Genomic DNA, 21,675 nt, shown 5'->3' on the forward strand with positions numbered 1-21,675 from the left:
ATCCTTCAGGATACGCCGATCTCGCTTCGAATCCTCAGTCTTTCGATCGTTCGATCTTTATTAGCAGTATCCCGATCGCCGTCAGCGCGGCGCGAACCGCACTGCGGTTTGTCGTCCCGGCACGGACGGTCGCTATGATCGCGCAAAGGATAGGCGGCGCGCGCTCTGTCGGCGTCACCGTAAAAGCCGAGGGGCGCGAGGGAAAGGAGCTTGCGCACACCAACTCGGCGATGACGGCGCGGCCACGCCGCAGATCGGTGCCTGCGATCAGGCCAGCGCCTGCTCGTGCACGCCGGCCACGGCGCGCCCGGAGGGTCGGCCATCGCTGCAAAACTGGCGTCCCAAGCGATCGCCGCCGGCGAGGAGCAGGCGATCGACTTGCCACTCGGCACGGTTGCGGCCGCCGCCTGGGTCGGGAAGAACTGCTCGAACAGGTGGCGATAGTAATACGCCTCCTTGGTCTGCGGCGGGTTGTGCACGAAGCGCTTGTCGGCTGCGGCCATCACCCGGGCGCTGACCTGCGATTCGGCGTGTGCCTTCAGCCCGTCGATCCAACCGTAGCCTACGCCATCGCTGAATTGTTCCTTCTGCCGCCACAAGATCGAATCCGGCAGATAGCCTTCGAATGCTTCACGCAGCAGTGCCTTCTCGATCCGTCGCGCGCCGTCGGCGCCTTTGCCGACCATCTTGTGCTTGGCATCGATGCGCATCGCCACGTCGAGGAACTCGCGGTCCAGGAACGGCACGCGCGGTTCCACGCCCCAGGCCATCATCGACTTGTTGGCGCGCAGGCAGTCGTAGTTATTGAGCGCGTTGAGCTTGCGCACGAGCTCTTCGTGAAATTCGCGCGCATTGGGCGCCTTGTGAAAGTACAGATAGCCGCCGAAGATTTCGTCGCTGCCCTCGCCGGATAGCACCATCTTCACCCCCATCGCCTTGATCCGGCGTGCCAATAGGAACATCGGCGTGGAGGCGCGGATGGTGGTTACATCGTAAGTTTCGACGTGGCGGATCACTTGCGGCAGGGCGTCCAGGCCTTCTTCGAAGGTATATTCGAAGCCGTGGTGTACGGTGCCCAACGCCTTGGCGGCGATCGCCGCGGCGGCCAGGTCGGGCGAGCCCTTCAGACCGATGGCGAACGAATGCAGGCGCGGCCACCATGCCTCGCTCTGGTCGTCATCCTCGATGCGGTGGCGTGCGTAGCGCGCGGCTACGGCGGCGACTAGCGACGAATCGAGGCCGCCGGACAGCAGCACCCCGTACGGCACATCGGTCATCAGCTGGCGGTGTACCGCACGTTCGAAAGCTTCGCGCAGCGCGGTACGATCGGCTGCCACGCCTTCGACCGCGTCGTAGTCGCGCCACGGGCGCTCGTAGTAACGGGTCAGCGTATCCGCGGCGCTGTCGTACCAGTGGCCCGGCGGGAACTGCGCGGCGTCGGCGCAGATGTCGACCAGCGACTTCAACTCGGAGGCGACCACAAGGCGCCCGTCCTTGTCATGACCCCAGTACAGCGGCACCACGCCGATCGGATCGCGCGCGATTAGCGCGCGTTGCTGCCCGCGGTCCCACAGCGCAAATGCGAAGATGCCGTTGAGGCGGTTCAGGAAAGAGGCCGGGGTGTCTTCGCGGTAGAGCGCGTTGATCACCTCGCAGTCCGAGCCGGTCTGGAAGGCGTAGGGCTGCGCCAGTTCGGCCTTTAGTTCGCGGTGGTTATAGATCTCGCCGTTGACTGCCAAGGCCAGGCCGCCATCCTCGGAGAGGAGCGGCTGTGAGCCGCCGGCCGGGTCGACGATGGCCAGGCGCTCATGGACGAGAATGGCCCCCGCATCCGCGTAGACGCCGCTCCAGTCCGGGCCGCGATGGCGCTGGCGTTGGGACAGATCAAGGCAATGGCGGCGCAGCGCTGGGAGGTCGTCGCCGGCCTGCAGGCCGAAAATGCCGAAGATCGAACACATGAACCGCTCCTGGTGATGAGGAGACAAACCAACCGTCTAGGAACTAACGCCTGTTGTGATCCGCTTCATGGCAAGCCCGCTACAATCAACGCCAGTGCGATGTCCTCAGGACATCGACGCGACCACCTCCAGCATCACCTCCGTCGCGCCGCCGGCGATGGACAGGATGCGGGCGTCACGTGCTATGCGCTCGATCGGACTCTCGCGCATTACGCCCATAGCTCCGTGGAACTGCACGCACGTATACACGACCTCGTTGACGAGTTCGCCGCAGATGGCCTTCAACATCGAGATCTCGCGCATGCAATCTTCGTCCGCCGCCATGCGCCAAGCAGTGGCATAGAGAAACTGGCGGTTCGCCTCCACCTTCGCAGAGAGCATCGCGAGACGTTGCCGGATCGCCTGCATGTCCCATAGGACGGCTCCGAATGCGCGGCGAGCTTTCACCCAAGTGAGGGTCATTTCGATCGCCGCCTCGGCAGTCCCTATCGCCAGGGCGGCAAGCACAAGGCGCTCGTTCTGGAGGTTGCGCATCATGGAGTAGAAGCCCTGTCCCTCCGTGCCGAGCACGTTTTCGGCCGGGATATGGCAACCGTCGAAGACGAGCTCCGCCGTATCGGAGGACCGCCAGCCGTGCTTGTCCAACTTGCGCGCGACGCGGAAGCCCGGCGTTCCTTTCTCGATTAGGAACATCGTTATCCCGTTGCTTCCTGCCGAAAGATCGGTCTTTGCGGCGACGCAGTAAAGATCCGCGTGGACTCCGTTCGTGATGTAGAGCTTCGTGCCGTCGATGACGTAGGAGTCGCCTTCGCGGCGCGCGCGCGTGCGGATGGCCTTCATGTCCGAGCCCGCATCCGGCTCCGTGATGGCGACCGCTGTGATCAGATCGCCGCTGATAATGCCCGGCATCCAGCGGGCGCGCTGGGCATTGGTCCCGTCGTGAAAGACGTACCCGGAAGCCATGTCGGTATGGACCAGTATCGCATCGGCCGCGCCGCCATAGGTCGAGCGCCCAAGCTCCTCGGCGAAGACCGTCGATGCGACCGCGTCCATCTCGGCACCACCATACTCGGCCGGGTAGCGGATGCCGAAGAAGCCCAATTCGCCCATGCGGCGCAGGACCGGGCGGGGAATGAACCCGTCTTCTTCCCAGCGATCCGCACAGGGCTTGATCTCTTCCTCGACGAACCGGCGGACTTGGTCCCGTAGGGACTCGTACTCCTCCGCCACCCAAGGCAGCCCCGGTCCTCGCACCGGTACCCAAGCTTTGTCCATCATCTTCATCCGCTCGGCTATGAGGCCCAACGCAGAAGCTTCCGTTCAGAAGCTGTCAGTTTTGGTCGTTTCAAAGATCTACGGGCCCCGATCGTTGTTCGATAGCATGGCGCCGACAATTGGCTGCCGGCTCGGGCTGGACGTACCCTTTCGCAACCCCTGCCTCTCAGCAGGCGTCGGCGGGCGCGTGCGGTTCATTGACCGAGGTGCGCTATCAGTCAGAACGTCAATCCGGTGCCGCAGATGATCGACCAGCCGATCTGCGCCAGAGGTCAGGATGTCGCTGTGTTCCCCAGCCATCTCAGTTACTTCAAGCCGGGAGCTGAGGCGCCACGCCCGACCATTGGAGCCGGCCGCGTAGAAACTCACAGGCACCTCGAGCGGCTCAGGAAGATATTGCGCCATTGCGCCTGAATAAGCGCCCCATAACGCCGGCGGGATATCAACATTGGGATTGGACAAGCCGTCATACAGCTTCCCGATCCGCAGCCGCTTCAGCAGTTTGGTGATTTTCTTGCTAGCTGACGCTGTGGAGAAGATTTCCAGATGGACCAACAGTTGATAGGTCCAGCGCAGACGGTAAGGCGAAACCACCGGCTTCATCAGCCTCATGATCGCCCGCGTCACCGGACGGGCATTGATGGTCGGCGGATCAACCATCGCGACCATATCGACCTTGTGGCCGGCTGCCATCAGCAGGCGGGCTGCCTCGAACGCCACCAAGGCGCCGTTGCATTTGCCGCCCAGGAGGAAGGGGCCGCTCGCCTGCCTTTCCAGGATCAGCGGTAGGCGGTCCGCGGCCATCTCCTCGATCGACGGCGGAATCTGATCCCCGTGAAGACCGTGGGGATCGATGGAGACGATCGGATAATCAGGCCCGAAAACCTCCGCCATCCGCCGCACAGTCAAGTGGCCGCCGATCAGGTCCCCATTGAAGAAATACAGGGGAGGCCTACCGCCACGGGTATGGAACTGGAGGATCTCCTCCCTCGGTTTCTCCGAGATTGAAGGGGTATCGGCCGCCATGCGCATTTCGTCGATCAATTCCGCCAGTTCGGCCACGGTTGGGCGCTCGAACAGAATGCGAAGCTGCATGTCGACGCCGAAGGTCTTTCGCATGCGTGACACCGCCCGCATGACCAGGAGTGAGTGTCCGCCCAGGTCGAAGAAGTTGTCGCGACATCCGATCGATTTGATCTTCAAGAGATCGCACCACAGCGCGGCCAGCGTCTTCTCGGTCTCGGTGGAGGGAGCGGCGAAGTCTTGTGCAGGCTGGACGTTTTCCGCCGTCGGCTCGGGTAGCGAGGAGCGGTCGATCTTGCCGTTGGACGTGAGTGGCATCCGTTCGAGGCGAATATAGTGCGTTGGAATCATGGACTCCAAGAGTTCTTCGGCGAGGTGGGCGCGCAGGTCTGACACGGCCAGGAGCTTCGATGAGACATAGTAGGCGACAAGTCGTGCGAGGCCGTCTTCGGCCGCTGGCGGTTCGACATGGCCGACTTGGGGCATTATTTGTGTCGCTGGCTTCGCCACCGAGGTGGCAATGGCAGCGACAGCGCATTCCTGAACGTGCGGATGCCTGAGAAGCCGTGCTTCGATCTCGCCCAGTTCGATACGCGTGCCACCGATCTTCACCTGATGGTCGGCGCGGCCGAGAAATTCCAGGCGCCCTTGCGAGTTCCAGCGGGCTAGATCTCCCGTCTTATAAAGCCGCAGGTCAGAAGACCCACCTCGGGGATCGGCGGCCATGTGGAAACGCTCATCGGTCAGGTCAGGGCGATTGAAATAACCTCTCGCCAGACCGTCGCCGGCAATGAACATCTCTCCGATGATGCCGGGGCCGATGGGATGATATGCCTTGCTGAGGATGTAGATCCCCGCATTGGCGGCTGGAACGCCCACCGGCACCGACGCGGATCGATCCCGGTCAATGTCGAAACGGTGAATCATGCAGCCCACGGTGGCTTCGGTTGGCCCGTATTCGTTGTAGATCTCGGTGGGATGGGGGATAGCTTTCGTGATATCGCGGGCCAACTCGGTCTTGAAATCCTCGCCGCCCACGATGAACTTTCGCAGTCTTGTGGTCGCAAGATTGCGGTCGCGGACCATCGCCAGATGTGCCGGCGTCAGCTTCATGATGTCGACGGCATTGTCGTCGACGACCTTGAGCACCACCATGCTCTGCGCTCCGGGATCGCCAAGATAGACCACGATGCGGCCGCCGGTGATGAGCGGTGTGAACAGTGTTGTGACGGTAAGGTCGAAGGCGAGAGATGAGAAAAGAGGCCATGCGAGACGTTCGCCGGAACTGTAGACCCGAGCCGCCCACCAGATGTAGTTCACCAGGCTGCGGTGCTCGATCTCGACGCCCTTGGGAGTGCCGGTCGAGCCGGAGGTGAAGATGATATAGGCTGTGCCGTCCGGCGTAGCGGCGGACGGTCGGGCCGAATCCGGCTGATTCAAAATCGAACCAAAATCGGCGTCGAGCACGAAGATGTCGGCAAGGTTCGGGGAAATGACCGATTGCAGGCGCGCCTGAGTGATCACAACCGGCGCCCGCCCGTCGGTCCCGTTGGAAATGTCCTTCAGGATCGTTGCGATACGTCCCTTCGGCGTTGCCGCATCCAGCGGCACGTAGGCTGCGCCGGACTTTAGGATGCCCAAGATCGCGACGACAACTTCAATGGAGTGCTCCATGAACACCACGGCAATCCGACCCGGTCCTACGCCGGTCGAGCTCAAATGCGTGGCCATCTGGTCAGAGTGTTGGTCGAGCTGTCGGTACGTCAGCGTTGCATCACCGAAGCGGATCGCTTCGGCATCGGGACTCCGCGTCACCTGATCGCGGAACAGATCGACGATCGTCCTGTCCGACGGGTAGGGCGCCGCCGTGGCGTTGTAGTCGACAACCAACGCCTGATGGTCGGCCTCTTTCAGCAGCGCAAGCGGTACGCCCTCTGCCGGGATGGGTAGGACTTCATTCATGAGATGGGCTCCCATCGGGCAAAATAAAAATCAAATCAAGTCACCGGATGATCATTCATTTCCGAACGACCATGTTCCCGATGTATCCAGATTTCGGTACGAACGTTCGGACAACCCAATCCTTTTCATCCCAGGAAATGCGCTGTCCTAAGCCGCACCCCAGGGCCTTGGAGATTGCCTCCAGCCGGGTCCAATGCCGGAGGAAGTCTTCCAGACGGTCTTCCGGACCAAGGGCGGTGTAGGACTCGTACTCGGAGGCGGAAAGACAGAGCGCCGCGATCTCGTCCGCTTCGGGCACCGGGAGAATTGCCTCGATGTCCACCCCGATCTCTTGCCTGGTCGAGAGCGCTATGACCGCCACATCTGCGGATCGTGAGACGCTGAAGTGCAAATCGCGCGCAGGCATACGGTGCGAGAGGTGAGGTTTGCCCAATCGTCCATACTCTAGTTCGACGTCGGACGGCGAAATTCCCAGTTTGGAAGCGAGGACCCGGCGCAGTTGCCCCCGGGTAACAATAAAGCGGCGGCGGTCCTGCTCCAATCTTAAACGCTGGGCGCGCCGACGTTCCTCGTCGTTGAGGCAAGCGCCTGTCCGCCGGATGGTGTCCGGCTCCACATCGAGCATGAATGTCAGGATCTCCAATCCATCATTCTCGAAAACCGGCATTTCGGTCCGGGGTCTCAGCTCGACCGCTTTGTCCAAAAGGCTCGAGAGGGCCGTGTTGGATTTGCGCGCCCCGCGTTCAGGCTTGTGGCCCGGCCGGTCCTGGCCACCAACGCCATAACGATCCTTCTCCCACTCGTTCTGCGCGCGGGCCTTGATGCGAAAACTCATCACGCCTTACTTTCTGCGCCCAAATTCTGATTTCGGATCGCCAGCAGTAGAGTTGGAACGGCATTTGAACGGTTGCGGATCGGAAGTTTAATCCCGCAGTGCGATGGCTCAATGGACCATCGTAATTACCCATTTGTTGCCGCTTCCCATCCAGCGGCCCGGGGATTGCACAGGCGGCGGAGCTCATCGCGGAGCATGCTCCTCGAGCAAGGCGATGTAGAGGGCGCGGATTGTTCCGGCGCGCCCCGTCCAGATTAGCTGCGCTCAGGCGAGCTTCGCGCTCGCGGAGAGCTACGGACCCTTGGGTCTTGCGGAGTGGGGGGAGTTACGGGACGCGCGGCGACGCAATCAACACGCAGAATCTCTATGCGAGGGCTGCCGAATCAAGAAAGGCGAAAGAACGAAACGCGGCGCGGCGTCGGCGAGCGAAGCCAAAGGAGGTAATCCCTCGGCGTCGTTGCACTCAGCTGTGGCGACAAGTCAGTTGGACGCGCGAGAAGTCTGGCAAAGCTGCTGAGGAGCTGACACTCGCTTCAGGCGATCTGCGGCGAAGCCTCTTGCCGCAGTCGCGTTGCAGCATCCGCTATCAGGGTCGAGTTTTGAGAGCATAGACGTTGGATGCGCAGGAATAGGGCCGGTTGTGTAAACACAGGAACTGTCCACGATGATTCTTTTGACTGGCGGCGCTGGCTATATTGGATCCCATGTGTGCATTGCCTTACTGGATGCTGGGTTCGATGTCGTCGTAGTTGACAATCTCTCGAACAGCAACAAAGCCTCCCTTGAGCGGGTACAACTCATCTGCGGGCGATCCCTCACCTTTCGGCAGGTCGACATTTTGGATGAAGAGGCCATCTACGAAACACTATGTTCGTACGAAGTATCGGCGGTTATCCATCTTGCGGGCTTGAAGGCGGTAGGCGAATCCAGCATTCGTCCAATGACCTATTACGAAAACAACCTGCTCGGAAGCATGCGCCTCGTTTCGGCGATGAACAGGGCAAGTGTAAAGACGCTCGTCTTTAGCTCGTCCGCCACCGTTTACGGTGTACCTACGTACCTGCCGCTCGACGAGCACCACCCTCTTGGGCCGACAAACCCATACGGCCGTACTAAACTCTTCATCGAAGAAATGTTGAAGGACCTCTATCGGTCCGACAATGATTGGCGAATTGGGATTCTCCGATATTTCAATCCCGTCGGCGCACATGAAAGCGGGCTGATCGGTGAGGACCCGAAGGGCGTCCCGAACAATCTGCTGCCATTTGTCGCGCAAGTGGCGATCGGAAAACGAGAGAAGCTGCGGATTTGGGGAAACGATTACGACACGCCGGACGGCACTGGGATCCGCGACTTCATTCATGTCGTTGATCTTGCGTCTGGTCATCTGAGTGTTTTGAATAGCCTGAAGCAGCCCGGACTCCTTACGGCGAACTTTGGAACGGGCAATGGCAGCAGCGTTCTGGACGTTGTTCGGACGTTTGAAGCCGTGAGCGGTAGGTCAGTTCCATTTGAGATTGACAAGCGCCGGATCGGTGATGTCGCTGTCTGTTTTGCCGATCCCACGTTTGCCGAAAGGGTGCTGGGGTGGAGATCGGTGCGATCACTGGAGGAAATGTGCGCAGACCATTGGCGCTGGCAATGCAAGTGTCCCGACGGTTATCGTGGTACAAACTCTGAAGGCCGTTAGATCGCGCCGCGATTGGACGATGTCAGGCGCACAAGTCGTCGACCGCGTGTGGCTGTGGTGTCGCTGTAAGCCGAACGCCGCCCATCACGAGAGCCGCCCCAACAAGATCCAGCCACAAATGTCGACTGATGATGCGAACTGCGATGTCGCTGCCATCATACCAGCGAGCGGAGTGCGCAACAATATAGGATCCTACCGCGACAACGACATGCTCGGGCGCGGAAATGCCGCGCCACTGCGTCAATATCCGAGACCGCGAGCGCGGCAATAACTGTCTGGCTGCTGATTTCCGGAAGGTATGGTGAAGACGGACCTTGGTGGTCCCATCGCCCAAATGTTCAGTCGGCGCGCAATGTCCGTCCCGGTCTGGGCTTTCATCGCTGTTTATTCCACCGACGGATCGTCGCGGAGCAGCTCTTTCTTCAACTGCCGCTCCGCTTCCAAATAGAACTCTTGGTCTCGCCCCTTAGGCATCCCGGCTTGCTCCCACAGCCGATACGCGCGGCACTCGATCTGCTTCTGGCTTGGAAGAACCCCCATCTGCCTTAATCCCGAGGGGCTTTGACCGTGAGATTGGCCGCCTCTGCTCGTATCGATCAACCCGTTGTCTCCTCAGCTAATCCCTGGTTCTATCGCCCACAAACATCCAACTGCCGCCCGCTTGATGGTCGCTGATGCGAACTAACAGGCGCCAAGCGTGATCCGGACCTCGTGAAGTCCGCCGCGCAGAAGTCCACGGAATCATGTGGGCGGTGCCGTGGCGTTGGGAGTGGAGAAAACTGCTCGCGTTTCCCGGAGCGAGCTCGACCGGATCGCGCGGTAGGCCGGGGCCAAGTACTCCCTGGGTCAGGCGGTCTAGGAACACGCCTCGTAGCGGATGACCTTTGCTGGCGCGGCTGTTGGAACACGGGCAATCCATCCGAAATTCGATGCGAGAGTCCGATGGGGAAGATAGGGCATCATCACCGACGGGCAATGTTCCGCCAAGAGGTCACGGTGAGCGGCCGACACCCGCCGTCTGATGTCGTTCCATTCCGGCTCCAGTGCGATCGCAATCGAGTGTCGGATACTGCGTGCAGGCGAGTGAGCGCGACGGCGATCGCTATGGAGCTGTCATGGCTGGCGTGTCAAACGCGCGAAGATCAAAACACATTCTGTGCGCTGTGGTCGAGGTCTGTGCAAGGAGATAGGCCACAGCAGCGTGGCCGCTGTGGCTTATCGAAGATTGCGAGCTGCGTGACGGTTACCGTGCCGTGGGAGTAGTCTTTCATCAGGTCAGACACGCCGTTGCGATGAGGTGCTAGACACGGAACGATGCCCATTAATCGAGTTTAGTGACCCCGGGACCTTGATTGACATGAGCCTGGCGATCGGGTCGCAAGGCGCCGAGACCTGTGGGGTGAGGGATGATCGAGGGCAAGGTGTGTCCATCTGCAGAATGCATCAGTGATCCGTTGTTCATTCCCCAGATCGCGGCCTGCGTCCGGTTCTGGACGCGGATCTTGCGCAGAATCGCCTTGACGTGAACCTTGACCGTCGCCTCAGCTATGTCGATCTTTCGGGCAATGGACTTGTTGGAATTGCCCTCGATCAAACAAGACAAGATCGCCTTCTCGCGGGGAGAAAGATGTGGTGCGACCGGCTCATCCGTCGTGAGCACGATGCCATGCTCGACCTCTTCGGCTGGTGTTGCTTCGCGCTCAAGAATGCCGTCAAGCGCGAACGACAGAAAAGCCGGCGGAAAGACCGCCTCTCCCATCGTCACGAGTTCGATGGACTTGATGAAGGCGTCGCAAGAATTGACGTTCACGAAATAGCCGCTCGCACCAGCTCGATATGCCGAGACAAGTTCATCCGGGCGATAATGATCCGATACGACTGCGACACGCGCATCAGGACGCTGACCCCTGACGAAACGTATCTGGTCCAATGCGACATCGAAACTGTCGCCGTTGTGGATGATGAGAAACAGTAGTTGATGTGACTGGAGCTCGTTTGGCAATTCTTCAGCGCTCGAAACAGAGAGCAGGATCCGGAAACTCGCAGCATGTAGGATCCGTGAAATTCCCTCTCTGACTAAAATGTTCTTTCCAATAAGAATAGTTTCGAAAGATTGACGCCTCGGCATTGTACCCTCCAACGACGTACGCTACGCAATTACACGACTGCAATGGAAGATCTTGAAGTCAAAGTTACCTGCGCCGGCGCTGCCTCCTAACAGGCCGCCAGTTGATCGCCTTTTTCGGCGGGATATCCTTTCGTGCTACCTCGGCTGTGTGCTTCCAGCCTTTGCCATTGTTTGGCAGGTTTTTGCCATCATTTGGCGGGTTTCCCGCCTTCAAGTGGTTAAGCTTTTCCTAACGTTAAATCCGGACTTCCGATTTCGATATATACCGTTCGTTATAGGTTTACTCCCGGAAACTACTGGCGTCCCGGGGCGGGCTGCACAATCTACAGATGAATCAGCCATAGAATATTTCCGCACGTTGAGTTAATCCGTAGGGCTACGCGGGGACTGAGGAGCCAATGAATTGCACAAGGGTGGTAATTGCAGACCGGCATCCGATGGTCTTGCAGGGTCTGAGCAGCCTGCTCGGCGCGGAAGGCGACTTCGAAGTTGTTGCATCTTGTAGCGATGCTGCGAGTTGCGTGCAGGCGATCGAGAGGCTCGCGCCCGACATCGCGATTCTCGATTCAACAATGCCCGAGCTGATCGCACTGAGCTCCTCCGTCCTCAATCCGGCCGATCGCTCGATCCGCTTGGCGTTTTTCATGCCTTCAGAAGACTACGACCTTTTGTTGCCGGACGCGTTAGATGGCTGCAGCGTGGTCCTGAAGGAAACCTTGTCCGAAGTGCTGGTGCAGTCCTTGCGACAAATCGCGCGCGGTGAACGAATATTACCGCAGCCTTCGATTGATCAGGCTACACCGGCTGGCCATGGGGTGACCTCGGACAGTGCGCTGGCCATGCTGACGGACCGGGAGCGTCAGATCATGCGCCTGGTATCGGAAGGACTGTCAAACAAGCAAATTGGACGCCGCTTGAACATTGCCGACGGCACAATCAAAGTCCATCTTCACCATGTCTTTCAGAAGCTGGAGATCAGCAACCGAACAGCGCTTGCGGCTCTCGCCATTTCGCAAAATGATCGGGGCACTCCGGTCAAGTCGACGGAGTCCGAATGAGCCGAGAGCGCTGAGCGCCCGTGTTGCGTCGCCGGGCTGCCAAGGCCAACTGAAGTTCGAGCGGAATGATCCGACACCAGTGGGGTTCTAGAAGATCAGCAGGCGCTTGCCGCGGGTTATTCCGTGAGCGAGAAGTGGAGGACAAACAGCGGCTCACTGTTCGGTTCAGGGCTCTTGCTAACCTCGATCCGCCAGGACGGATGGTCCTCAAATGGTCCGACGTGCTCGCTTCGAAGGATCTCGCGGCTCAACTCGATGGCTGCCGCCCGCGCGGCGTCGATGTCGGGCAGATTCAAGCCGAGGTCATCGGGTACTGACCCGCCGTCGTGGACGTGGAAAAAATAGCGAGGCATTGGAGCATCCGGAAAACGAGGTGCATCCGCGCGACAAGACCAAGCGGATGTCGCAGTAGCGTCCCGGAGTGGGACTATGACGAGCGGACAGTCCCGGTCCATGAGCATTGTTGAGTACCTCAACGTCGAACGGGATCCTCTTAGTTGACATGGACAATTGCGCGTTGCGGTCTAGAGTCTCGTCACGCCGCAATTGTCCACTTCGGCGTGTTCGACGACCCTGGCATTCCTGCAAATCAACCCCCGCCGGGCCGCGATCGCCTCGCCTCGACGGCATGAGGTCGGCTGAGGGCTTGCCCTCCTGGTTCACTTGCCCGCGTCCGCACCTGCTTCGGGCTGCAATCATTGAGCCTCTGCGCGTGAGGCGCCTGGATGCGCGGCTCGGTTTCGGATCGCGCATCGAGCCGCGGTAATCGCATTCATGACATTGACCCGCGCCGCCGGGGGGCTCGAAAGCAGGAGGACGCTTGCTACATTCACCCGCTCAAGCGGAGTACCCCGCGTTTGTTGCAGCGCTTCTCCCGATTCGACCGCCCCAATCTGTACCAACCGTGTATTGGGCGTTGATGATCATCGTGTGCGTGCATTTGTGATTGTCGACGAGGCGAGAGATCTGACAGATGTGCGGAATTATCGGCATTCTAGGACAATCCGCGGTATCGGGGCGATTGATCGACGCGCTCAGACGGCTCGAGTATCGGGGTTACGACTCGACGGGAGTGGCCACCCTCGATGATGGTCATCTCGAGCGTCGGCGTGCCGAAGGTAAGCTCAAGAACCTGGAGGTGCGACTGCGTGCCGAGCCGCTGAGCGGGGATGCCGGAATCGGTCACACGCGCTGGGCCACGCACGGCAAGCCGACAGAATACAATGCCCATCCACACGCGACCGAGCGCGTCGCAGTGGTCCATAATGGCATCATCGAGAATTTTCGAACGTTGCGCCACAGGCTCGAAGCGAAGGGCGCGAAATTCGCGAGCGACACGGATAGTGAAGTCGTAGCACACCTCGTTCATTCCTACCTGTTGATGGGCTATTCGCCCCAGGAAGCCGTCAAGGCGTCGTTGCCGCAGCTGCGCGGCGCCTTCGCACTCGTGTTTCTATTCAAGGGATATCGCGATCTTCTGATTGGAGCGCGCAGGGGGTCGCCACTGGCGGTGGGCTATGGCGACGGTGAGACCTATCTCGGCTCCGATGCGATTGCCCTCGCTCCGTTCGCCCAGGGCATCAGCTACCTCGAAGACGGTGACTGGGTGGTGCTGTCACGCCAGAGAGGAGTGATCCGGGACGCGAATGACGCGGTCGTTACGCGCGAGGTGCTCGAGCCGGGTGGGGCGTCGTTCGTCGCCGATAAGGCCAACTATCGGCATTTCATGGCTAAGGAGATTTGCGAGCAACCGGACGTAGTGGGCCGCACGCTCGCCCATTATGTGGATATGAGAACCGAACGGGTCGCACTGCCGATCAAGCTGCCGTTCGATTTCAGCAATGTCAGGCGCGTTACGATCACGGCCTGCGGCACCGCAAGTTATGCGGGGGCTATTGCAAAGTACTGGTTCGAACGGCTGGCACATATCCCTGTTGATGTCGATATCGCCTCCGAATTCCGCTATCGCGAAGCGCCGCTTCGCAAGGGCGACCTCGCCCTCTTCATCTCGCAATCGGGCGAAACCGCCGACACGCTGGCAGCACTTCGCTACGCCAAGGAGAGGGGAGCCCACACGGTCTCTGTCGTGAACGTGCCGACCTCCACTATCGCGCGTGAAAGTGAAACGGTGCTGCCGACCCTGGCCGGTCCGGAAATAGGTGTTGCCTCCACCAAGGCCTTCACTTGTCAGTTGATGGCGCTCGCCGCCCTCGCGGTCGCTGCTGGAACAGAGCGTGGCGAGATCTCCGTGAGCGAGGAGAGAAAGCTCGTGAGCGCGCTGATTGAGGTTCCGCGCTTGATGGGCGCCGCGCTTGCCAGCGAGCCGCAGATCGAGAAGCTGGCTCGCTATGTCGCAAAGGCACGTGATGTCCTCTATCTGGGGCGAGGCACCAGTTATCCGCTTGCGCTGGAAGGCGCGCTGAAGCTGAAGGAAATCTCCTATATCCATGCCGAGGGCTATGCCGCGGGTGAGCTCAAACACGGCCCGATCGCCCTGATCGACGAGAACATGCCCGTCGTGGTCATCGCGCCTTTCGACGGCGTCTTCGAAAAGACCGTGTCGAACATGCAAGAGGTCGTGGCGCGCGGCGGCAAGATCATTCTGATCACGGACGCCAAAGGTGCGGCGGAATCAGCCATCGAGCCCGTAGCTACGGTACTGCTGCCTGACATGGCGCCGACCTTCGCGCCGATCGTCTACTCGGTTCCGATCCAGTTGCTGGCTTATCATGCGGCCGTGATCATGGGCACCGATGTGGACCAGCCGCGCAATCTCGCCAAATCAGTGACGGTCGAATAGCAGCGAATGTCGTGGCGGGTTATGGTCGCTCGCCGTCCGCGGATGCCGCGATCAAGGACCCGTCCGGAAACATCATCGATCATGCGGCCTCATCCAGGTTGACCACGAGGAGCGGGAAGCGGACACTCCGATTTCGTGAGGGAGTACCAGTCTGCGACGGCAGACTGGTCTGTCGATGGAGACATCGTATCATGCCTCACGACAACCTGCGGACTCGGGCGCTTCGAGTTGGCAGACGGCCGACGTTCGCGGCCCCTTCCGATCATGACGATCTTGCAGGGGCCACGGATGTCGATGATGTATCGATCCTCTAGGTCCTAGCGCACATCATCTGAACGCAGGAGACCTCGCGGGAGCGTTGGTGATCTTCGCGCAATCTCGAAGTCATTTTGGTCGCGCAGTCATCTGGCGCGCGTCTCAAACGATCGATGCGCCAGAACTGCCTGCGTGGTCTAGTGGATGTCCGAGATCTCGGCCTCCTGATGACCGCGCCCATTCGAGGCCTGGTTCGGAGCTGCCGCCCGATCGATTGACAGCGTCAGCGCGTGCCCATTGGCCGGCCGGACCAGTGATCCGTTGTTCATTCCCCAAATTGCGGCCTGCGTTCTATTCTGGACTCGTATCTTGCGCAGGATCGCCTTGACGTGAACTTTCACCGTCGCTTCGGCAATATCGATCTTTCGTGCAATGGATTTGTTGGAATTGCCTTCAACCAAGAAGGAGAGAATCGCCTGCTCGCGCGGTGACAGATGGGGGGCGATCCGTTCCTTAGCCGGAACGAGGACGCTTGATCGCTCTTCGCTCGCCGGCGGCTGGGCCTTGCGGTTAGGCTCGAGATCGAGCACGAACGACAGAAATGCGGGCGGAAATACCGTTTCGCCCATTGTCACAAGCTCGATCGACTTTGTGAAGGTGGCGCATGAATTGACGTCGGCGAAGTAGCCGCTGGCGCCCGCCCTGTAGGCCGAAATCAATTGTTCCGGCCGATAGTGGTCCGAAACGATCGCGACGCGGGCGTCTGGATAGTGCTCCCTTACAAATCCGATGTGCTGCAGGGTGAGATGGAACTCGTCGGTGTCATGGACAATTACAAACAGAAGCTGGTCTGCTTGGAGTGTGCTCGGCAATTCGTCGGGACCCAAGGCCGACATTACGATGTGAAAATCTGCCGCATGCAGGATTCGGGAAATACCCTCTCGCAGTAGAATATGTCGTCCAATCAAAACCACTTTGCAGGATTGTCGCCTCCTCATATCACCCTCCGCGTCAACGCAACGATACAACTTGAACGAATAAGGCTTGGGAAAAGACAGTTGAGTAGGAAAAGCTCGAGCGCGTGTAGGCCTCCCGATTTTGTTTCGATAGCATTTGCTGAAGGTTAGATTTGAATCTTCGGTTTTGCCTATATACCTTTGGTTATAGGTTGACCGGCGGCGACGCGGTCGAATGACGCGGCGTTGCAGCTGCCGGAGATGCGCGAGAACGCGCCAGCAATCTCAAATGCGCGTTTACGATGCACTGCAGCACGCTGTCATTCCAGGTTCGCAAATGGATAGAACACTTGTGCCCTCTTGAGTATTGACCACCGGAGTCCTACGGGCCTCGGCGCGGCAAACTTGCTGTATACTGGAGCTTCAGACTCGTGCGATCATCTACCTTATGGTTTACGCGTTTTGCTCTTGTGACTGACACTTCGGAATATTGATGAGATTTTTGGTGTTCAAGCAATATTGGAGCGGCCAGGGCGGGGGCCCGTAGCTTCAATCACAGAAATGGGGGGCGGCTGGTTAGGGAGCGCCCGATGCGTCGTGCGACTGTGGTGATTGCGGATCGACATCCGGTAGTCTTGTACGGTCTCGCAAATCTACTCGGGTCAGAACCTGATTTCGAGGTCATTGCATCCTGCGGTGACGCCGGGAATTGCATCGCGGCGGTTCTAGACCTTGCTCCCGACATTGCGATCATCGATGCGGCAATGCCGGAGTTGATCGCGCTGCTGAACGATTCGCTCGACCGCTCGCAGAATCGATCGACCCGCCTGGTGTTCTTCGCAGCCAGCGAAGATTGCGATCTCATCTCAGCGGGGCTCCCCGCGGGGCACAGTGTTCTTCTAAAGGAGATGGCGGGCCAGGCGCTGGTGCAGTGCTTACGTGAGGTTATTCATGGTGCGACTGTCGTCCCGGGAGCGCCTACAGATCAGGTCGTACCTCAGGAGCAGAGCGCAAATCCGGAAAATGCACTCGCTGTGCTCACTGAGCGAGAGCGGCAAATCATCCGCCTTGTCTCTCGCGGTCTCTCCAACAAGGAGATTGGCCGCCTGCTCAACATTGCTGATGGCACCATCAAGGTGCACCTCCACAAGATCTTCCAAAAGCTCGAGGTCGGCAATCGCACGGCGCTGGCTGCGCTCGCCATCTCGCAGGATGAGGGCGCAAATTCAATGCAGGACAGGCAGCGCAAATAGGGTCAACCCCGCTGAGTCGAGGACTGCGAGATCATCCCGCGATGATTGCAGCGCGATATGCTGGAAGCGCGGCTGAAGAATTGTCTCTCGCGTCCGGCCAGCGAGAGGGGAGCGCTCATTCTGCCACAGAGAACTGAAGAACGAATAGCGAGCGGCCGCCAAGTGCGGGGCTGTCGCTGACCTCCACCCGCCAGAATACGTGAGGCAAGTGCCGTTCCGTCAAGTCATGCTTGAGGATCTCGCCGCTCAGTTCGATCGCTGCGGTGCGCGCCGCGACAATGTCAGGGAGATCCAGCCCGACGTCGTCGAGAACTGAAGTCCCATCGTGGATATGGAAGAAATATCGCGGCATTGGTGTCTCCGGACAACGCGAAGAGTCCGATGACTGCAGCGAGCCCCGCGCATCACAACTGGGTCATCGGACCCACAATGAACAGATAGCAGGCCGCCGTTGCAGGAGGATACATCATCATTGATGGGTACCTCGACGTTGATCTGATTGATCACGAATCCAAGGTGATTGATCGCTTGGTTATCGTTACGATTGTGGTGCGTCGACGGAGCCCACTTCGGCGCAGCGTTGCGGCCCCGGCTCCCTGCGAATCCTAGCCCCCCGCCGGGGCCGCGATCTTTTGGGCGACTCATGTCGTCCCGTCACGGGCCATCACGCAGATCGTTGATGCTCTTTTGCTCGGGCGACATATCGGGCTGTGATGCTCGTGCGCTCCGCGAGCAAGCTCTGTAAGGCGAGCGCCTTGTTTATCCGCTGGCCCTGGAAGGGGCCCTCAAGCTCAAAGAGATAGCCTACATACACGCCGAGGGATATGCGGCGGGCGAGCTCAAACATGGGCCAATCGCGCTGATAGATCAGGACCTGCCAGTCATCGTCATAGCGCCGAGCGACGCGACGTTCGGGAAGATCATATCGAACATGCAGGGGGGCATCGCCCGTGGAGGTCGCATCATCCTGTTGACCGACCAGAGTGGCGCTTCACTCGGTGCATCCGGTGCTTGCGCGACGTTGAGCTTGCCCGAGATGCCCGACGTCGTGGCGCCGCTGGCTTTTGCTGTGTCGCTGCAGCTCCTGGCCTATCACAGCGCCGCAGCTCTGGGGACCGACGTAGACCAGCCGCGCAATCTCGCAAAGTCCGCGACGGTCGAATAATCCGTCAGGCGCGCAGCCTCTGTTCGTACACTTCAGGACGATGTCCGATGATGCTGGTGTGACAGACGTGCGCTCCAGACTGGGTGCCTCTTTAGAGCAATCCCCATCATCGGCGGTCCTGCGTAAAATCCTCCGGCCTTCGGACTGAAGCTCAGCGCCGAGGTCCGCAGAGCAGGCGGCCTCGCCATCTTGTAACAGCGTTGGCGGGGTCGCTGCTGCTCAGAAAATCAGCTAGGACCGGCAGCGGTCCACGCTGGCGCAGCAGAACAATCTGCCGGGGCGTAGAGAGAGTTCTCGTGTGCGCATCCATTCGGATCGATACAGCATCGCGCGGAAGCGTTGGTGATCCGTCAGGGGAGTAGCCCTTACGTGTATTGGAACACAGATCGGCTTGGAGATAGCCTCAGATCAAGCCTGTCCCGTCGATGGGCTCATTCGGCATTTGCGTCCGCTTTCGCGAGGAACCATGTCTGTTTCGACCAGAACGGCCGGCGCCGACATTCGACGTGGCGATATGGTCAAAATCGTCAACGGCGAGCTGTTCCCGGCGCTCCTCTATGAGCCATACGACGGAAGCGCCGGCGAAGACATTCCCGAGGGCGCTCGTGCCTATTGTCGCAACGACAGAGTCTGGCGAGCAATGCCGCCTGGCTTTCGCCCTTCCTAGAGTCGGTTGGGGTGCGTACTGATGGTGCGACGGCTAGGAAAGCGGATGTTTCGGCCGATATGGGCTGTGAGGGTTTACATCGAACTCGACGATCTCGACGCAGCCTTGTGGCTGGGTATGGCTGGAGCCGGTTCGCCAAGGCCCATCGCGAAGTTGAGCCGCGCTTACCTTTGCAAGCGATAGACAACGCCACTCGCCTTGCGGCGGGAGACCCGATTTGCTTTGGCCGCCAAACTGATAGGTGAGCGCTTTCTCCTGCTGTTGCGAATGGCCGAGGATGATGGGACAGAGTTCGCGGGGATAGCCGTCATATACGCAGAAGACCAGCTTGCGCTTGCGTATGGCTTGTTCGAACAAGCGGTAGTTGGAGCTCGGCATCGCTCTCTCCTTTACACCATCCCGCTCTAGAAGGTCGCGGCCATTGCCGCGAGGCGTCGATGGGCCCTTTCACGGGCAGCATCGATCGGCTGCTGCGGTCCGGTGGTTGGACCGATCGCCAGGAAGCGGACATCGCTGATTCCAACAAAGCGCAGGATTTCCCGCAGGTAGGGCGTTGCCATGTCGATGCGGCCGCGGTTCATGCCGGTGGCGAAGTCGCTGCCGCTGGCGAGGATGACCAGCGTCGGCCGGTCCTGCAGCAGTGGGAAATAGCCCTGCGACGGATCGAACTGAAAGGTGAGCCCGGGCTGGACGATGATGTCGAACCACTGCTTGAGCTTGTAGGGGATGCCGAAGTTCCACATCGGGGTCGAGATCAGCACCCGATCGGCGAGCGAGAAGCGCAGCGCCATGCGCTCGGCCTCGGCGAAGCTCTCGCGCTGCGCCTCGTTAAAGGCCTGAGCTTTCATGCGCGCGTATTTAGCATCGACGATGGGGCCCATGAACTCCGGCATCCGGTCACGCCAGATGTCAACGACATCAATGTCCCAATCCGGCCGAGCCTGGCGGAAGCCGTCAAGAAAGACGCGCGCGCCGGCACTCGAGACGGACTCGGGGCGGGGCGAGCAGGACAGATGCAGGAGCTTTGCCACAGCTCATCCCAGCGCTCTGATGACGGTATCGGCCCTGGTTACGACCGCGACGTTCTGCATGGCAAAATTGATCGAGGCGTTGTGCCAGTCGGCGTTCATGGTCGAGCAGCAATCCTCGGGCACGATCATGAAGTAGCCCTTGTCGGCACCGGTGCGCGCGGTGTGCTCGACCGACATGTTGGTCCATGCGCCGGTATTGATGATCATGTCGCGGCCGGTGGCCTTCAGGATGGTCTCCAGCCGCGTGCCTTCCCAGGCGCTCATCCGCATCTTCTCGACGACGAAGTCGCCGGGCCGCGGCTCGAGGCCGGAGACCGGAGCCGCCCCCCAGCTTCCCCGCACCATCGCCTTGCTATCGACGAGACCCTCGAACAGCGGTGCGTTCAGCGTGACGCCGGGCGCGCCTGGCTCGACCACGAACCAGACATGGATGATGGCGACGCCGCGGGCGCGCGCGGCCTCCGCGAGGCGCCGGACGTTCTCCACGACATGCTGTTGCTTCGCGTGCCCCGGCGCGCCTGATTCAGCGAAGGCGCCGCCGTCCATGATGACGTCGTTCTGGAGATCCTGGATGATCATGGCGCAGCGCTGCGGATCGAGCCGCATCTCGCCCTCGGCGAGAACAGGCGAGGCCGGAGCCGAGCTCGGGCTCGCTCCGCCGCCGGCGCGCCGGCCGCTCATATAGGGCTCGTGACGCGGGCCGACCCTGGTCGGGATCGCATACACCGAACGGGTCGAGGTGAGGTAGAGCGTGCGGAAATCCGGCCCACCCCAGGCGAGGTTGGCGACCAGCTCCGGCACGCGGACCTTGCCGAGCAGCTCGGCGCGCGGGGAATAGACCCAGACGCCGCCGGGGGCGGTGACCCAGACATTGCCGTGCTGGTCGCATTTCATGCCGTCGGGCAGGCCCGGTTCGAGCTCGGACTTGATGCCGCTCGCGAACACGCGTGCGTTCGAGAGCGTTCCGTCGGCATTGACGTCGAACACGCGGATCAGCGCCTGCACGGTATCGTTGACATAGAGCAGCTTCTCGTCGGGCGAGAAGCACAGTCCGTTCGGCTGGTCGAACAGGTTCCGCTCGACCAGGAGCTTCGGCTCGCCGCCTGGCAGGACGTGGTAGACGCCCTGGAAGCCGAGCTGGCGCGGCCGCTCGACGCCATACACCGGCATCCGCCCATACCAGGGATCCGAGAAATAGATTGCACCAGAAGAATGCACGCAGACGTCGTTCGGGCTGTTGAGCTCCTGGCCGCCGAAATGCGAAGCGAGCACCTCACGCCGTCCGTCCGGGCGTTCGCGGACGAGCGACGAGGTCGCGTGCTCGCAGACGATCAGGTTGAGCTCGGCGTCATAGGTCATGCCGTTGCATTTGTTCGAAGGGCGCTTGACCTCGACGACGCCGCGCCGCGCATCCCAGCGCCGGCGCACGTCGCCGGGCATGTCCGAGAACAGCAGATAATGATCGACCGGATGCCAGATCGGCCCTTCCGTGAAATCAAAGCCGGTGCCGATCTGTGCGACCGGCGCATAGGGGTCGATCAGGTTCTCGAACTCGCTTCGCAGGGTGACATGCGTCATCGGTCGATCCTCGGACGCATGATCCGGACCCGAAGGGCCGC

General features: G+C 60.3%; 17 protein-coding genes and 1 pseudogene. 6 read left to right on the forward strand and 12 right to left on the reverse strand.

All coding sequences use genetic code 11. From position 1 onward, the window contains the following. Window positions 1–5: 5 nt before the first annotated feature. From asnB to FOM02_RS40695, 4 genes are all read right to left on the reverse strand, one after another. Complete coding sequence (asnB, locus tag FOM02_RS40680) at window positions 6–1,958, reverse strand: asparagine synthase B (protein ID WP_265441022.1); 1,953 nt, start codon at window positions 1,956–1,958, stop codon at window positions 6–8. A 105-nt stretch (window positions 1,959–2,063) separates the two neighbouring features. Then, window positions 2,064–3,242 carry an acyl-CoA dehydrogenase family protein gene (locus FOM02_RS40685; protein WP_051378484.1) on the reverse strand — a complete coding sequence of 393 codons (1,179 nt, stop codon included), beginning with the start codon at window positions 3,240–3,242 and terminating at the stop codon, window positions 2,064–2,066. Window positions 3,243–3,311: 69 nt separating this feature from the next. After that, the gene (locus FOM02_RS40690; RefSeq protein WP_231164330.1) at window positions 3,312–6,218 is read right to left on the reverse strand and encodes a non-ribosomal peptide synthetase; all 2,907 of its coding nucleotides are present in this window, start codon (window positions 6,216–6,218) and stop codon (window positions 3,312–3,314) included. Window positions 6,219–6,273: 55 nt separating this feature from the next. Beyond that, a complete protein-coding gene (locus FOM02_RS40695; protein ID WP_084334090.1) occupies window positions 6,274–7,053 on the reverse strand; it encodes a 4'-phosphopantetheinyl transferase family protein in 780 nt (259 codons plus the stop codon). Window positions 7,054–7,717: 664 nt separating this feature from the next. Here FOM02_RS40695 and galE point away from each other — a divergent pair. Further along, on the forward strand, window positions 7,718–8,743 hold the full coding sequence (gene galE / locus FOM02_RS40700; RefSeq protein ID WP_027557058.1) for a UDP-glucose 4-epimerase GalE: 1,026 nt from the start codon (window positions 7,718–7,720) through the stop codon (window positions 8,741–8,743). 384 nt (window positions 8,744–9,127) lie between these two features. On the opposite strand, the gene FOM02_RS40705 is transcribed toward galE, so the two are convergent. Both FOM02_RS40705 and FOM02_RS40710 read right to left on the reverse strand, forming a co-directional pair. Beyond that, window positions 9,128–9,343 (reverse strand): DUF2934 domain-containing protein, encoded by a 216-nt coding sequence (locus tag FOM02_RS40705; RefSeq protein ID WP_231164331.1) that lies wholly within the window; start codon window positions 9,341–9,343, stop codon window positions 9,128–9,130. Window positions 9,344–10,064: 721 nt separating this feature from the next. After that, window positions 10,065–10,871: a response regulator transcription factor gene (locus FOM02_RS40710; RefSeq protein WP_051395235.1), complete on the reverse strand. Its 807-nt coding sequence runs from the start codon at window positions 10,869–10,871 to the stop codon at window positions 10,065–10,067. Window positions 10,872–11,308: 437 nt separating this feature from the next. Between FOM02_RS40710 and FOM02_RS40715 the strand changes: the two genes are divergently transcribed. Beyond that, window positions 11,309–11,929, forward strand: coding sequence for a LuxR C-terminal-related transcriptional regulator (locus FOM02_RS40715; RefSeq protein ID WP_231164332.1), 621 nt, complete (start codon window positions 11,309–11,311; stop codon window positions 11,927–11,929). A 116-nt stretch (window positions 11,930–12,045) separates the two neighbouring features. Here FOM02_RS40715 and FOM02_RS40720 read toward each other — a convergent pair whose 3' ends face one another. Next, window positions 12,046–12,282, reverse strand: coding sequence for a DUF6894 family protein (locus tag FOM02_RS40720; RefSeq protein ID WP_027557060.1), 237 nt, complete (start codon window positions 12,280–12,282; stop codon window positions 12,046–12,048). 620 nt (window positions 12,283–12,902) lie between these two features. Here FOM02_RS40720 and glmS point away from each other — a divergent pair. Then, window positions 12,903–14,729 (forward strand): glutamine--fructose-6-phosphate transaminase (isomerizing), encoded by a 1,827-nt coding sequence (gene glmS, locus FOM02_RS40725; protein ID WP_027557061.1) that lies wholly within the window; start codon window positions 12,903–12,905, stop codon window positions 14,727–14,729. Between the two features lie 452 nt (window positions 14,730–15,181). On the opposite strand, the gene FOM02_RS40730 is transcribed toward glmS, so the two are convergent. Beyond that, complete coding sequence (locus FOM02_RS40730; RefSeq protein ID WP_084334094.1) at window positions 15,182–15,982, reverse strand: LuxR C-terminal-related transcriptional regulator; 801 nt, start codon at window positions 15,980–15,982, stop codon at window positions 15,182–15,184. Window positions 15,983–16,530: 548 nt separating this feature from the next. On the opposite strand from FOM02_RS40730, the gene FOM02_RS40735 reads away from it, so the two are divergent. Then, window positions 16,531–17,193, forward strand: coding sequence for a LuxR C-terminal-related transcriptional regulator (locus FOM02_RS40735; RefSeq protein ID WP_051377960.1), 663 nt, complete (start codon window positions 16,531–16,533; stop codon window positions 17,191–17,193). 115 nt (window positions 17,194–17,308) lie between these two features. Here the strand turns inward: FOM02_RS40735 and FOM02_RS40740 are convergent, their stop codons facing one another. Beyond that, window positions 17,309–17,545: a DUF6894 family protein gene (locus FOM02_RS40740; RefSeq protein WP_027557062.1), complete on the reverse strand. Its 237-nt coding sequence runs from the start codon at window positions 17,543–17,545 to the stop codon at window positions 17,309–17,311. Between the two features lie 393 nt (window positions 17,546–17,938). Here FOM02_RS40740 and FOM02_RS40745 point away from each other — a divergent pair. Together FOM02_RS40745 and FOM02_RS40750 are read left to right on the forward strand one after the other, a co-directional pair. Then, window positions 17,939–18,358: pseudogene (locus tag FOM02_RS40745) on the forward strand (SIS domain-containing protein); the annotation flags it as partial. Between the two features lie 466 nt (window positions 18,359–18,824). Further along, window positions 18,825–19,025 (forward strand): hypothetical protein, encoded by a 201-nt coding sequence (locus FOM02_RS40750; RefSeq protein ID WP_141262995.1) that lies wholly within the window; start codon window positions 18,825–18,827, stop codon window positions 19,023–19,025. Window positions 19,026–19,058: 33 nt separating this feature from the next. On the opposite strand, the gene FOM02_RS40755 is transcribed toward FOM02_RS40750, so the two are convergent. Genes FOM02_RS40755 through FOM02_RS40765 form a run of 3 tightly spaced genes read right to left on the reverse strand, consistent with a single transcriptional unit; the run spans window position 19,059 to window position 21,634 of the window. Next, window positions 19,059–19,403: a hypothetical protein gene (locus FOM02_RS40755; RefSeq protein WP_084334096.1), complete on the reverse strand. Its 345-nt coding sequence runs from the start codon at window positions 19,401–19,403 to the stop codon at window positions 19,059–19,061. 26 nt (window positions 19,404–19,429) lie between these two features. Beyond that, window positions 19,430–20,056, reverse strand: coding sequence for an FMN-dependent NADH-azoreductase (locus FOM02_RS40760; RefSeq protein WP_027557066.1), 627 nt, complete (start codon window positions 20,054–20,056; stop codon window positions 19,430–19,432). Window positions 20,057–20,059: 3 nt separating this feature from the next. Then, window positions 20,060–21,634, reverse strand: a complete 1,575-nt coding sequence (locus FOM02_RS40765; RefSeq protein ID WP_027557067.1) for an isochorismatase family protein — start codon at window positions 21,632–21,634, stop codon at window positions 20,060–20,062. Between the last annotated feature and the right edge of the window lie 41 nt (window positions 21,635–21,675).

It is taken from the genome of Bradyrhizobium sp. SEMIA (assembly GCF_014844175.1).
GTDB lineage: Bacteria > Pseudomonadota > Alphaproteobacteria > Rhizobiales > Xanthobacteraceae > Bradyrhizobium > Bradyrhizobium arachidis.